This window comes from Actinotalea sp. (assembly GCF_041597215.1).
GTDB lineage: Bacteria > Actinomycetota > Actinomycetes > Actinomycetales > Cellulomonadaceae > Actinotalea.
Genome location: NZ_JBFHHB010000070.1, coordinates 1 through 13,447 on the forward strand (window position 1 = coordinate 1; position 13,447 = coordinate 13,447).

General features: G+C 70.5%; 13 protein-coding genes and 1 pseudogene. 5 read left to right on the forward strand and 9 right to left on the reverse strand.

The genetic code is table 11. From position 1 onward, the window contains the following. Together ABWK99_RS06860 and ABWK99_RS06865 are read left to right on the forward strand one after the other, a co-directional pair. The coding region (locus ABWK99_RS06860) for an ABC transporter permease (RefSeq protein ID WP_372593959.1) at positions 1-747 on the forward strand (747 nt) is incomplete at its 5' end. After that, positions 744-1,568 carry an ABC transporter permease gene (locus ABWK99_RS06865; RefSeq protein ID WP_372593960.1) on the forward strand — a complete coding sequence of 275 codons (825 nt, stop codon included), beginning with the start codon at positions 744-746 and terminating at the stop codon, positions 1,566-1,568. The genes ABWK99_RS06860 and ABWK99_RS06865, both read left to right, overlap by 4 nt. Before the next feature lie 59 nt (positions 1,569-1,627). Here ABWK99_RS06865 and ABWK99_RS06870 read toward each other — a convergent pair whose 3' ends face one another. The 9 genes from ABWK99_RS06870 to ABWK99_RS06910 form a co-directional block, all read right to left on the reverse strand. Then, the gene (locus tag ABWK99_RS06870; protein ID WP_372593961.1) at positions 1,628-2,680 is read right to left on the reverse strand and encodes a sugar-binding transcriptional regulator; all 1,053 of its coding nucleotides are present in this window, start codon (positions 2,678-2,680) and stop codon (positions 1,628-1,630) included. Positions 2,681-2,780: 100 nt separating this feature from the next. Next, on the reverse strand, positions 2,781-3,731 hold the full coding sequence (locus ABWK99_RS06875; protein WP_372593962.1) for a transketolase family protein: 951 nt from the start codon (positions 3,729-3,731) through the stop codon (positions 2,781-2,783). Then, positions 3,728-4,645 carry a transketolase gene (locus tag ABWK99_RS06880; RefSeq protein WP_372593963.1) on the reverse strand — a complete coding sequence of 306 codons (918 nt, stop codon included), beginning with the start codon at positions 4,643-4,645 and terminating at the stop codon, positions 3,728-3,730. The genes ABWK99_RS06875 and ABWK99_RS06880 overlap by 4 nt, the downstream gene beginning before the upstream one ends. Then, positions 4,642-5,634, reverse strand: coding sequence for a sugar phosphate isomerase/epimerase family protein (locus tag ABWK99_RS06885; RefSeq protein ID WP_372593964.1), 993 nt, complete (start codon positions 5,632-5,634; stop codon positions 4,642-4,644). The genes ABWK99_RS06880 and ABWK99_RS06885 overlap by 4 nt, the downstream gene beginning before the upstream one ends. A gap of 194 nt (positions 5,635-5,828) precedes the next feature. Further along, positions 5,829-6,839 (reverse strand): D-ribose ABC transporter substrate-binding protein, encoded by a 1,011-nt coding sequence (locus ABWK99_RS06890; RefSeq protein WP_372593965.1) that lies wholly within the window; start codon positions 6,837-6,839, stop codon positions 5,829-5,831. Between the two features lie 40 nt (positions 6,840-6,879). Continuing rightward, the gene (locus ABWK99_RS06895; RefSeq protein WP_372593966.1) at positions 6,880-7,992 is read right to left on the reverse strand and encodes an ABC transporter permease; all 1,113 of its coding nucleotides are present in this window, start codon (positions 7,990-7,992) and stop codon (positions 6,880-6,882) included. Position 7,993: 1 nt separating this feature from the next. Beyond that, complete coding sequence (locus tag ABWK99_RS06900) at positions 7,994-9,544, reverse strand: sugar ABC transporter ATP-binding protein (protein WP_372593967.1); 1,551 nt, start codon at positions 9,542-9,544, stop codon at positions 7,994-7,996. Next, entirely contained in the window at positions 9,541-10,209 is a 669-nt protein-coding gene (locus ABWK99_RS06905; protein WP_372593968.1) for a DUF2291 family protein, read from the reverse strand. Before ABWK99_RS06905 ends, ABWK99_RS06900 begins: the two co-directional genes overlap by 4 nt. A 57-nt stretch (positions 10,210-10,266) precedes the next feature. Continuing rightward, a complete protein-coding gene (locus tag ABWK99_RS06910) occupies positions 10,267-11,784 on the reverse strand; it encodes a glycerol kinase (RefSeq protein WP_372593969.1) in 1,518 nt (505 codons plus the stop codon). Positions 11,785-11,889: 105 nt separating this feature from the next. Between ABWK99_RS06910 and ABWK99_RS06915 the strand changes: the two genes are divergently transcribed. The 3 genes and pseudogenes from ABWK99_RS06915 to ABWK99_RS06925 all read left to right on the forward strand — a co-directional run. Beyond that, positions 11,890-12,786, forward strand: a complete 897-nt coding sequence (locus tag ABWK99_RS06915) for a ribokinase (protein WP_372593970.1) — start codon at positions 11,890-11,892, stop codon at positions 12,784-12,786. Next, the gene (rbsD, locus tag ABWK99_RS06920) at positions 12,783-13,175 is read left to right on the forward strand and encodes a D-ribose pyranase (RefSeq protein WP_372593971.1); all 393 of its coding nucleotides are present in this window, start codon (positions 12,783-12,785) and stop codon (positions 13,173-13,175) included. The genes ABWK99_RS06915 and rbsD overlap by 4 nt, the downstream gene beginning before the upstream one ends. A 92-nt stretch (positions 13,176-13,267) precedes the next feature. Further along, positions 13,268-13,447 (forward strand): annotated as a pseudogene (locus ABWK99_RS06925) (hypothetical protein); the annotation flags it as partial.

Sequence of the window (13,447 nt, forward strand, 5' to 3'; positions counted from 1 at the left end):
CGCGCGATGCGCTCCTACGGCTGGACGATCCTCATCGGCGGGATCGGCAACCCCCTGCTGTACCTGCTCGGCCTCGGGCTGGGCCTCGCCAGCTTCCTCGACGTGCCCGTGGGCTTCGGGCCGGACGGGCCGGTGCCGTACGTCGTCTTCGTCGCCCCGGCCCTGCTCGCGACCGCGGCGATCAGCGTGAGCACCGAGGAGTTCACCTACACGATCATGGCGGGGTTCAAGTGGCGACGGGTGTTCTGGGGGATGAACGCCTCCCCCGTGGCGCCCGAGCAGGTGGTCGAGGGACTCGTGCTGGCCGTCGCCGCCCGGATGGCCTTCGTGACCGTGGCCTACGCGGCGGCGATCGCCGCGTTCGGCGCGCTCGGCTCCCCCGTCGCGGTCCTCACCCTTCCCCTCGTCGGCCTGCTCGGCGGGATGGCCTTCGGCCTGCCGCTACTGGCCTACGCCGCGAGCCTCAAGGACGACGCCGGCCAGTTCGCCGCGGTCCAGCGCTTCGTCTTCACCCCGATGTTCCTGTTCTCCGGCACCTTCTACCCGCTGTCCACGCTCCCCGTGTGGCTGCACTGGATCGGCTGGATCTCCCCGTTGTGGCACGCGAGCGAGCTCGGTCGCTGGCTCTCCTACGGGTCCCCCGTCTCGGGCGGGATGCTCGCGGTGCACACGGGGGTGCTCGCTGCGCTGGTGATCGGCGGCTGGCTGCTCGCGCGACGCGCCTTCGTCGGCAGGATGCGCGGATGAGCGCCTCGACGCGCGCCCCGGAGACCTCCCGCTCGGGCGGGGTCCGCTCCCTGTACGCGGGGAACGCGACCGCGGTGCTGGGCCGCGGGCTGCTGGCCGCCCGGTCGAGCACCTGGGTGGTCATCGTCTCCGGCTTCTTCGAACCGGTCTTCTACCTGCTGGCCATGGGCGTGGGCCTCGGCTCGTACATCGGCGACATCACCCTGGACTCCGGACGCGCGATCTCCTACGCCTCGTACATCGCCCCCGCACTGCTCGCTGTCTCGGCGATGAACGGCGCCGTGTACGACTCAACCTGGAACGTCTTCTTCAAGATGCACTTCGGCAAGCTCTACCAGGCGATGCTCGCGACCTCCCTCGGCCCGCTCGACGTGGCGATCGGCGAGATCGGCTACGCGCTGCTGCGCGGGGTGCTGTACGCCACAGGGTTCCTGACGGTCATGCAGGTCATGGGCCTGAACCTGTCGTGGACGGCGATCCTCACCCTGCCGGCCGTCGTGCTCATCGCCTTCGGGTTCGCCAGCATCGGCATGGCCGTGACGAGCTATATGAGCACCTTCCAGCAGATGGACTGGATCAACTTCGTCATGCTGCCCATGTTCCTGTTCTCGGCGACGTTCTACCCGATCACCGTGTACCCCGAGGCCATCCAGTGGTTCATCCAGGCCCTGCCGCTGTGGCACGGGGTGGAGCTGATCCGCGGGCTCACCACCGGGGCGCTGGACCACAGCACGTGGGTGCACGTCGGGTACTACGTCGCGATGATCGTGCTGGGCGTGACCTTCACGACACGGCGGATGCGCGCGCTGTTCCTGGACTGAGGCGCCGCGCCTCCTCCGCGCGCCGGGGGCCCAGGCTGCGGACGTGGGCGCGGGACTGCTCAGGGGTTCAGGCTGCCCGACCCGTTGCCGAGGTTCGCGTCAGGGGCGTCGGCGAGCAGGCGCTCGGCCTCCTCGCGGTCCGTGACCAGGACGTTGACCCAGCCGCCGAGAAGGGCCGCCCGGATCGCGGAGTGCTTGCGCTCGCCACCGGCCACGCCCACCCGCCGCGGGATCTCCCGGAGCTGCTCCGGGTCGATCCCGATCACGCGCGCGTCGACTGCAGAGCGCACCGGCTCACCCTCGGCGTCGAAGAAGCGCAGGCAGATGTCGCCGACGGCGCCGGCCTCCCGCAGGAGCGTCTGGTCGGCCTCGGCCATCGCGTTGCCGCTCTCGCGCAGCAAGGGGGACGGCTCGAGCGAGCCGATCCCGACCAGCACCATGGTCAGCCGGGGCCACAGGGTGACCACCTCGGCGACCGCCGGGTCGGCCATCAGGGTGTCACGCGCGGAGGCGCTGCCGAGCATGCCGGGAGTCGGCATGAAGACCGGCTCCGCGCCCGTGGCCGCCGCGAACCGACCGATCAGGCGTGTCGCCTGCATCTGCACCCGGGGGTCGCCGACCCCGCCGACGACCTGGACCACGCTGTCCACCACCGAGGAGCGGGACGAGCGCATGGCCTCGACGGCGGCGAGGAGCGTGGCCGACCACGAGGAGATCCCCACCGTGTCCCCACCGGTCAGGGTGGTCTCCAGGTAGACGGCGGTCGCCGCGCCGAGGGCAGGGTTGAGGTCGGCGTCCGAGCCTCCCGCATCGACGACGACGACCTCCTGCAGTCCGTAGGCGCGCTCGAGTGCCTCCTCGAGATCGGTGTGGACGCCTGCGGGCAGGGCGACGGTGGTGCGGACGATGCCGATCTCCTGGGCCCGCTTGAGCAGGCGCGAGACGCGCGGCTGCGAGACGTGGAGCTCGTCGGCGATCTGCGACTGACGGAGCCCTCGCTCGTGGTACATCCGGGCGATCTTGGCCATCAGCCGGATCTGGTCGTCGGAGTGGCCGAAGCGTTGGCTCACCACGCCTGAGCGCCCGCTCGCGTCCATCTGACTCTCCCTCATGGTGACGCTCGTCCCAACCGACTCCCGTCCGGACCGCCGGCCGATCGTATCGTCCGGTGCGGCGGGGCCCGCCGCCCGATGAGCGGCGGGCCTGCCCGTCTCACCTGCCGAGCAGGTCCTTCGCCGCGGCGGCGATGCCCGTCCCCGTGATCCCGAAGTGCTCCATCAGCCACCCGACGGAGCCCGTGGGCGCGAAGGTGGTTGCCCCGATGAACCGCATCGGGGCAGGGTGCCGCGTGGCGAGCGCCTCGGCGACGGCACCACCGAGCCCGGAGGTCAGCGCCTCCTCCGCCGTGACGATCCCCGCCGTCTCGCGCGCCGCGGCGACGAACGCCTCGGTGTCGAGCGGACTGATCGTCGGCACGGAGAGCACGCGGGCGTCGATCCCCTCGGCCGCGAGAAGCGCTGCGGCGTCCAGTGCCCGGTGCACGGCCGTGCCGGTCGCCGCGAGGGTCACGTCGCTGCCTGGGCGCAGCAGGACGGCCTTTCCCGGCACGAACTCGTAGTCCGCGGCATTGACGTCCGGAACGCCCATCCGCGCGACCCTGATGAAGACGGGGCCGTGATGAGCAGCGGCCCAGCGCAGGGCCTGCGCGGTCTCGATCGGGTCGCACGGTGCGATCACCGTGAGGCCGGGGATGACCCGCAGCCAGGCGAGGTCCTCGATCGAGTGGTGCGTCGGGCCGAGCTCCCCGTAGGCCATGCCGGGGCTCTGCCCCACCAGGACCATGTGGTGCTGGGAGTAGGCGGCGTCGACCTTGACCTGCTCCATCGCCCGGGCGGTGAGGAAGCAGGCAGCTGCCGAGACGAACGGGACCTTGCCGCCGTTCGCCAGGCCCGCGCCGACCCCGACCATGTCCTGCTCGGCGATACCGACGTTCACCAGGCGCTGGCCGAAGCGGTCCTGGAACGGCCCGAGCTTGGAGGACCCGACCGAGTCGTTGACGACGGCGACGATCCGCGGATCGGCCTCGGCCAGCTCGATGAGGGTGGCGACCCACGCGTCCCTGCAGTCGTGCAGGACCTGGGCGGGTGCTGTCGTGGTGCTCACTTCGCCTCCAGCTCGGCCAGCGCCTGGTCCACCTGGTCGGCGGACGGCACCTTGTGGTGCCAGGCGACGTTGTCGGACATGAAGGAGATCGGGTGCCCCTTCATCGTGTTCGCGATGACTGCTGTCGGCTTGCCCGAGCGTGCCGGGACGGCAGCGAAGACGTCGAGCAACGCTCCGTGATCGTGGCCCGAGACCTCGACCACCTCCATGCCGAAGGCACGGAGCTTGTCGGCGAGCGGCTCGAGGTCGTTCGTGTCCTCGACCCGCGCACCCTGCTGGAGCCTGTTGCGGTCGATGACGACGCACAGGTGGTCGAGCCCGTGGTTGCCTGCCGTCATGAGGGCCTCCCAGTTCGAGCCCTCCTGCAGCTCTCCGTCGCCGGTCACCACGAAGGTGCGCCGCGGAGAGCCGTCGAGCTTGCCGGCGAAGGCGGTGCCGACGGCGATCGGCAGTCCGTGGCCGAGCGGGCCGGTGCTGGCCTCGACCGCTGCGATCTTCGTGCGTGCGGGGTGCCCGTTGAGCATCGACAGCGGCTGCATGAACGTGCGCAGCTGATCCTGCGGGAGGAACCCGGCCATCGCGAGGGTCGTGTAGAGCGCAGCGGCGGCGTGGCCCTTGGACAGGATGAAGCGGTCACGGTCCGGGTCGTCGAGGCGCTCCGGGGTGACGTTCATCGCGTGCAGGTACAGGGTGACGAGGACGTCGATGACGGAGAACTCCCCGCCGATGTGCCCGAGACCGGCGGCGCGGACCATCTGCAGGTCACGGCGCCGGACCAGGCGAGCTGCCTCGGCGAGATGCGCGACCGCCTCCTCACGGGTGGCACCCTCGGGAACGCGGCCGAGCACCGTCAACGTGTCCGACGGAACGGCATCGGGATCGACCTGCGGGACCAGGTCCTCCTCGACCGTCACGGCTCGTCCCGAAGGCAGCTGAAGAGCACGTCCTGCACGAGCTTCTGCGCCCCCATCGCGTCCTGGCGGGCCTGGGCCTCGCGCAGCGCGTCCATGTCCATCTCCTCGAGAGCCCGGTGCAGCCCCTTGAGGAAGCGGATCGACAGCTTGGCCGCCTCGACGGTGTCCTCGCGGAACGGGAACTGGTCGAGCTGCCAGACACCCTCCCAGTTGTTGATCTTCAGCGTGTAGAAGAACTCGAAGACCTCGACGGGGTGAACGGTGCCGACGACCATGTCGTCGTCCCAGCCGCGCAGGTTGTCGTTGACGTCCATGCCCCAGAGCAGGCCGTGGTCGATGAGGAGCTGGGCAGCCGCGGCCGGGGACTCCCCGCCGTACAGCGCGTGGCCGAAGTCCAGCAGCACCCCGACGTTGTCCACACCCATCGCCTTGATGCCGAGCGCAGTCTTGGCCGCCGAGTCCCAGAACATCTTGTTGCGCGGCTCGCGGGGCTTGTACTCGATGACGATCTTGAGGTCCGCGTTCGCCTGAGCGAGCTCGCGCATGCCGGACACGGCGAGCTCCCACTGGTCGTGGTGGTTGACCTGGAAGGGGTAGTCCCAGCCGTCCTGACCGGGCCAGACCTTGAGGTACTTCGCACCCAGCGCGCGGACGACGTCGGCAGCCTCGTTGAGGAAGGCGAGCGCCTCGGCTCGGACGGCCGCGTCGGGGTTGGTGAAGGCGCCCTTGCTGAAGCGCCGCATGTAGATCTCCGGGGTGACGCCGATCGCCTCGAGCCCGTGCTCGGCGAGTGCCGCCTTCACGTCCTCGACCGTGACGCCCTCGGTGAACGGGTACGGGACGTCGACCACCGACAGGTCGCCGACGGCTCCGGCGCGGGCGATCTGCTCGATCGTGGACACCGGCGGGGCGTACCCGTCCGTGGCGTACCGGTCGAGGTAGCTCGCGAAGTGCCACAACCCTGCTCCGAACCGCGGATACTCTGACATTTCTATTCATCTCCGATCGTTGATGCAACACACACTAACAGGGCGGCGCCCTCGGCACACCGGAAGGCGGCATGCGTAGGGGTCGGAGCCGCCCACGCGCGGGGCAGCGGGGCCGTGCGGCGGGACGTTGTGGCGATCGTTCGGCCACAGGTGGTGGTCCGGCCCGGGCTCACTCGCCCGGGCCGGACCTGGGCTCACTCGATCGCGAACAGCGTGTAGCGGTCCACGTTCGACTTGTCGATCAGCACGCAGTCCACGGACTGCTTCTCCGGGGCACCGGTGTCACCGGTCCGGATGAACAGGTCCGCCTGCTCGACGGCGAGCTGGGCGATGGCGACGGCCGGCTGGAGACCGGTCGACAGCATCGTGCCCGCCTTGATGGCGGCCGCAGCATCGGGGCTTCCGTCGAACCCTGCGACGATCACCTTGCCGGTCAGGCCCGCCGCGTCGACGGCGGCGACGGCACCCAGCGCCATCGTGTCGTTGCCGGCGATGATGCCCTGGATGTCCGAGTCGGCCTGGAGCAGCGTCTCGATCTTCGTGAACGCCTCCTGCTGGTCCCAGTTGGCGGTGTCCTGCGCGACCATCTCCATGTCGGCGTACTGGTCGATCACCGCGTGGTACGCGTCCGAACGCACGGCGGCGTTCGTGTCCGTGGCACGGCCGGTGAGCTCGATGTAGCGCCCCTTGCCGCCCATCGCCTCGACGAAGGACTCGCCGACGAGGCCGGCGCCCTGTGCGTTGTTCGAGACGATCTGGGCCTTGGCGATCCCGGACTCGTTGATCTCCCGGTCGATGAGGAAGACCGGGATCCCGGCATCCGTCGCCTTCTGGACCGCACCGATCGTCACGTCGGCACCGGCGTTGTCGAGGATGATCGCGACCGCACCGTTGGAGATCGCCGAGTCGATGAGCTCGCTCTGCTTGTTCGGGTCGTCGTCGTGGGAGTCGGACTGGGCCGTGTAGCCCAGCTCCTCCGCCTTGGCCACTGCACCGTCGGCCTCGGCCTTGAAGAACACGTTCGAGTGGGACGGGGTGATGACGGCGATGAGGCCACCGGCCTCGCCCCCACCATCCGTCGTCTCGGCGGCCGTGGGCGACGGCGAGGTCGTCTCGCCTGCGTCCGATGAGCTCGAGCAGCCGGCGAGCGCCAGGGCCGAGATCGCGGCCACGAGCACCGCGCCGTTGCGGAGTGTGCGTCGCATGATTCCGTCTACCTCCATGGTGGGTTGTTCCCGTGGCCCGTCACTGGGCCGAGGGCTGTTGTGCCGCCAGCTCGCGCTTGACGCTCTGTGCGGCGACGGCGGCCGCGCGTGCGTTCTTCAATCTCTGCTGACCCTGGTCGAGCATCACCGCGAGGACGATGACCAGACCCTTGATCACCGTCTGCCAGAAGCTCGAGACGCCGACCATGACGAGTCCGTCAGAGAGGAAGCCGATGACGAAGGCACCGATGAGGGCGCCCTTGACCGTGCCGCGACCACCGGAGAGCGAAGCCCCACCGATGACCACCGCAGCGATCGCGTTGAGCTCGAAGGTGGTGCCCGTCTGGGGCGCGGCCGAGGTGAGCTCCGAGGCGATGATGAGCCCTGCCATCGCCGCGCAGATCCCGGAGATCACGTAGACCCGCACCTTCACCGACCGGACGGGCACGCCACCGAGCTGGGCAGCGCGCTCGTTCCCGCCGGTGGCGTAGAGCCAGCGACCGAAGGGGGTCCTGGTGACCAGTACCGCGATGACCACGGCGAACAGCACCATGATCCAGATGGCGGTCGGGATCCCCAGGGGCCTGCCGGTGCCGAGGAAGTTGAAGCCCGTGTTGCCGAGCGACGGGTCGCCCTGGAGCCGCGGGAAGGTCGAACCGTCCGAGATCAGCAGCGCCGCGCCGCGGGCGATGTACAGCGTCCCGAGGGTCGCGATGAACGGCGCGACGTTGAACCTCGTGATGAGGATGCCGTTGAGGAGCCCGACCAGAGCGCCCACCGCGAGCGCTGCGATGATGACGACCCATACGGCCGGGTAGGCGGTGGCGTCGAACAGCGAGAGGTCCCAACCCTGGAGCAGGACGCCCGCGACGATGCCCGAGAGGCCGACGATCGATCCGATCGAGAGGTCGATGCCTCCGGTGATGATGACGAGCAGCATGCCCATCGCCAGGATCCCGTTGTAGGCGACGTGCTTGGTCATCGTGATGAGGTTCGTCGGCGTGAGGAACGCGTCCGAGAGGAACGAGAAGATGATCACCAGGACGATGAGGGCGACGAAGGCCCGCTGATCGAGCAGGAACTCCCCGACCGTCCGCTTGGTCTCTTCGGCGGGCGAAGGACGCACCGTCCTTGGTGCCGTGGTGGTGGCCATGTCACTCGTCCTCGGTGGTCGGGGCGGCGGACGAGATGTCCGAGGCCGCCATCAGCTGTTCTCTGGTGGTGGTACGGGGGTCGAGCACTGCCGACACCTGTCCGCGTGCCATGACGACGATCCGGTCGCAGGCGTGCAGGACCTCGCTGACCTCGGAGGTCGCGAAGAGCACCCCGATGCCGGTCCGCGCCTCGGCCGCCATCAGGGCGAAGATGTCCGCCTTGGCGCCGACGTCGATGCCCCGCGTCGGCTCGTCCAGGACGAGCACCCGGGGCCGGGTCATCAGGGCCCGGCCGATGACGACCTTCTGCTGGTTGCCGCCGCTGAGGGAGTTGATGGGCGCGTCCTGGCTGGCTGCCTTGACCCGCACCTTCTGCGCGGTCTCGTCCACCTCGCTCCGCTCGGCCATCCGGCGGACGAAGGGCCCGCGGACGAAGCGCTGCACCGCGGCGAGCGAGAGGTTGCGGCCGACCGAGAGGGACGGGACCAAGCCGTCCCGCTGCCGGTCCTCCGGGACCAGGATCAACCCCGCGGCGATCCGGTCCTGGACGCTCTCCCCCGTGAGGTCCCTCCCGTCCAGCGTGATCGTCCCGCCGAGCACGGCGTTGCGCCCGGCGAGCGCCTCGAGCAGCTCGGTCCGCCCCGCCCCCATGAGCCCGTAGATGCCCACGACCTCGCCGGCGTGGACGGTCAGGCTCACCCCACGCACCGCAAGCCGTTCGGGGCTGTCCGGGTCGGCGACGATCACGTCGGCGATCTCGAGGACGGGGGAACCTGGGTCGTGCGCCATCGCGGAGAACAGCGCGCCCTCGTCCCGGCCGACCATCTTCGAGACGATCCAGGCGAGGTCGACCTCGGCCATCGGCGCCTGGGCCACGACATCGCCGTCGCGCAGGATCACGGCGTCGTGCGCGAGCTCCATGCACTCGTCGAGGTGGTGCGAGATGTAGATGATGGACACCCCGCGTGCCGTGAGCTCGCGGATGACCCGGAACAGCACGTGGACCTCGACGGCCGAGAGCGCGGAGGTCGGCTCGTCCATGATGAGCACCCGGGCGTCCTCGCTCAGGGCCCTGGCGATCTCGACCAGTTGCTGCTGGCCGAGGCGGAGGTCGCCGACGAGGGTCTTCGGGTCGATCGGCTCCTCGAGATGGGCGAGGAGGTCGATGGCGTCCTGGCGCTGCGCGGCGTAGTCGACGAACACGCCCTTGCGACGTTCCCGACCGACGAAGATGTTGTCGGCGATCGACAGGTTCGGGCAGAGGTTGAGCTCCTGGTGGATGATCGCCACGCCGTGCTCGACCGCCTCGGACGGGGAGCGGAAGGCGACCGGTCGGCCGTCCAGCTCGATCGTGCCCGTGGTCGGCGTCTCGACCCCCGCGAGGATCTTCATGAGCGTCGACTTGCCGGCGCCGTTCTCGCCGATGAGGGCTGTCACCTGACCGCGGCGCACCTCGAAGTCCACCCCGCGCAGGGCGTGCGTACCGCCGTAGACCTTCGTGACGCCACTCGCCCGCATGACGACGTCGGTGGCCTCGGCCGTGACGCTCATGAGACGACCTCGAGCGTGACCGGGAGGATCGTCACGTGGTCGATCTCGCCCCCGGTCTTGGACACCCAGGTGAACGCGCCCACGACGTGCACCTGCTTGCCGGCGAGGCTCGCCGGGTCGAGCGATCCGAAGACCGACTCCGCGATCTTCTTGTTCAGCTCGATCGCGACGTTCTGGTACTCGGTCTGGTTGACGAAGTCGCCGAAGGTCAGGTCGGTCCCCGCATCCCGGATGGCCGTGGTGGAACCGAGGGGCGGGACGCCGATGCCGACGGTGAGCCCCGCGGGAACCCCCGCGACGTCGAGGCCGACCTCGCCGAACTTCCCCTCGGTCACCGTGCCGGTGACCTCCGTCGCGAAGCTGTACGGCTTGGCGGCGTCCTCGCGGTTGCCGAACTCCTCGCCCGTGGCGTCCGCGTCGACGACGAGGCCCGCGAGCAGTGCGTCGAGAGGCTGCGCGCTCTCGGTCACCGCCGGGACGACGACGGTCTCGTAGTTGAGGTCCGCGTACTCGACGGCGGTGTCGGCCGCCACCTCCTGTGAGCTCGTGTCCACGAACGTGGTCCCGGCGACGGCAGCCGCAAGGACGCCCACCGTGACCACGGCGCCGATCACTCGAGGTCGCCGCCACAGCGGGACCGATCGTTCTTCTGTCTTCGTCGACATTCCCTCTCCTTCGAGGTGTGCACCGGCGGGCCGGAACGCTTCGGGTGGGGCTGGCGGTCAGTCCTGGACCACGGCGCGACCCCGCGAGCGGGCGACGGCCTGTGACCACCTGCGGCGTCGCGCGGACCGCTCGCCGAGATCGGGATCGGGATCGACGCTCGTACCGGGCTCGGGCTCCCAGGGATCACGACCGAGGGTCCGGGCCGCGAGGAGCGCGACCCCCAGCGCCGACGCCTCGGGGGCATCGGCGACCAGGAGCGGGCGGCCCAGCAGATCGGCCTGCAGCTGCATGAGCAGCATGGACGCAGTGGCGCCACCGTCGGCGTGCAGGGTCTCGATCCGGGCCATGCCGTCGGACTCGATGGCCTCCACGACGTCCGCGACCTGGTGCGCGACCCCCTCGAGAGCTGCCCGGGCCAGGTGCTCGCGGGTCGTCCCCGCGGTCACCCCGGCGAGCAGACCCGTCGCGGCGCGATCCATGTAGGGAGCGGCCAGACCGGTGAAGGCGGGGACGAAGGCGACGCCGGCGGCATCCGGGACGGCGGCGGCGAGCTCGGTGAGGAAGGCGCCGCCCGACACCCCGGCCGGTGCCCCCAGGGTCCTGGCCATCCAGTCGAGGGCCGAACCGCTCGCGACGATGTTCCCCTCCCGCGCGTAGGTCACGACTCCGCCGATGCTCCAGGCGACCGTCGTGGCGATGCCCTGCGGGGCGAGGTCCGGTCCGGCAGCAGGAGTCATCACGGACGAGCCCGTGCCGAAGGTGACCTTGCCGGTGCCGGGGACGGTGCACCGGTGGTGGAAGAGCGCGGCGTGGGAGTCCGCGAGCACGGCCACCACGGGGATCCCTGCTGGGAGCAGACCTGTGCCCACGGTGCGACCGAACCCGGCGTCGGACGCCCTGACCTCGGGGAGGTTCGCCCGGGGGATCCCGAACAGCTCGAGCAGATCCGCGTCCCACTCCAGGGACCCGAGGTCCAGCAGGAGAGTGCGCGAGGCGTTTCCCACGTCGGTCGCGTGCTCGCCCGTGAGGCGGTGCACGAGCCAGGAGTCCACCGTCCCCAGGAGCACGTCCGCAGGGTCGATGCCCGCGGCCACGGCGGAGTCGAGCGCCCAGCGCATCTTCGGAGCGGAGAACATCGGGTCGAGCGACAGGCCCGAGCGCGAACGCACGAGCTCGGCCGCGTCGGGCCGTGCTGCGGCGAGGTCTGCGCACCACGCGGCGGTCCGGGCGTCCTGCCAGCCGAGCACGGGGCCGATCGCGGCACCCGTCCGGCGATCCCAGGTGACGACGGACTCGCGCTGGTTGGAGATCGCGATGCCGAGGCAACGCAGGGCCGACCCCCGGAGGCACTCCTCGACGGCAGCGAGCGTCGCCGCCCAGAGCTCCTCGGCGTCCTGCTCGACGGCGCCGGGAACGGGGAACGAGATGCCGAGCGGTCGGGACGCGGACACGAGGATCGCGCCGGTCGTAGGGTCGACCAGGGCGGCCTTCGTGTTGGTGGTGCCCTGGTCGATGGCGAGCAGACAGCCTTCGGGCGCGGTCGCGCCCTCGGTCGCCGTGGAGATGATCGCCACCTGAACTCCTGAATATACATTCCGCGTTGAATGAAGTAGCATCAAGGTACGGAGCAGGCACTGACGGTGTCAACTACCGTGACCAACCTGTGACGAAGGAGACGCATGGACCACGACATCGTCGTCGTGGGTTCGGTCAACGCCGACCTCCTCCTCGAGGTCGTGCGACACCCGCACCCCGGCGAGACCCTGCTCGGCACCCGCAGCTCGGTGCTCGCGGGGGGCAAGGGAGCAAACCAGGCCGTGGCCGCGGCTCGCCTCGGTGCGAGCACGGCGATGATCGGCGCGGTCGGGAGCGACCCCTACGCCGAGGTCGCGCTCGGCGAGCTCCGCGTCGCCGGCGTCGACCTCTCGCAGCTCGCCGTCGAGCCCGGGCCGACGGGACTCGCGGTGGTGACCGTCGCCGACGACGGTGAGAACAGCATCGTCGTCATCCCCGGCGCGAACGCCTCGGTCAGCGTCCAGGCGGTCGAGCGGGCCTCGCTCGTCATCGCCGGCGCACGGGTCTGCGTCCTGCAGGCCGAGATCCCGCTCGACGCCGTGTGCCGCGCGGCCGAGCTCGCCTCCGCCGCCGGGCGCCGCGTGGTGCTCAACGTCGCCCCCGCCTGCACCCTGCCGGTCGAGACCCTCCGCCTGGCGGACCCGCTCGTCGTCAACGAGCACGAGGCGGCGATCCTGCTCGGGGCGGGGACGGACGACTCCCCCGCCCGCTCCGCCGCACGCCTTGCAGAGCTCGGGATCCGCTCCGTGGTCATCACTCTCGGCGCAGCCGGCGTCCTCGGGGTGGAGGCGGGACGATCCTGGTCCCTCCCGGCCCGCACCGTGGAGGCCCGCGACTCCACCGGCGCGGGCGACGCCTTCGTCGGAGCCCTCGCGGTCGGCCTCGCACGAGGCAACTCGGTCGAGGAGGCGGCCCTGACGGCCACCCGTGTCGCTGCGTACTCGGTCCAACGCCTGGGAGCCCAGGCGTCCTACCCCTGGAAGGACGATCCTCTGCCATGAAGCGTCACGGAATCATCAACGCCCCGCTCTCGGGCCACCTCGCGCGGCTCGGGCACACCGATCTGCTCGTCGTGGCCGACGCGGGACTTCCGGTCGCCTCGCACGTGCCGGTCGTGGACCTGGCGCTCGTGTACGGCCAGCCGTCGTTCACCAGCGTGCTCGACGCCCTGGTGGCGGAGATGGTCGTCGAGCACGCGTGGGTGAGCGCTCCGGCCGACGACTGGCCGGCCGGGGCATGGGTCGACGAGCGTCTCGACGCACCTGCCGAGCGGATCGACCACCTCGACTTCAAGGCGATGGTCAACACGGCACACCTGGTGGTCAGGACAGGTGAGGACACCGCCTACTCCAACGTGATCCTGAGGTGCGGGGTGCCGTTCGCCGTCTGATTCCTGCCGTGCGCGAGGCTGGTCCCCCGGGTCCCCGCCGCCCGCATGGCAGGCTGGACCTGCCCGCCCGACCGCTGCCCCAGGAGCCCGCCATGACCGCGAAGGACCTCGTCATCTGCATCCCGGTGGGGGCCGACCGTCAGATGGCCCACAGCTGGGGACGTGCGGCGCGGCTCGCCGTCGTGCACGTCTCCGCCGGGGCGATCACGGACTGGACCGAGCACGACGTCGCCTGGGACGAGCTGCACGACACCGGGACGGAAGGGTCCCAC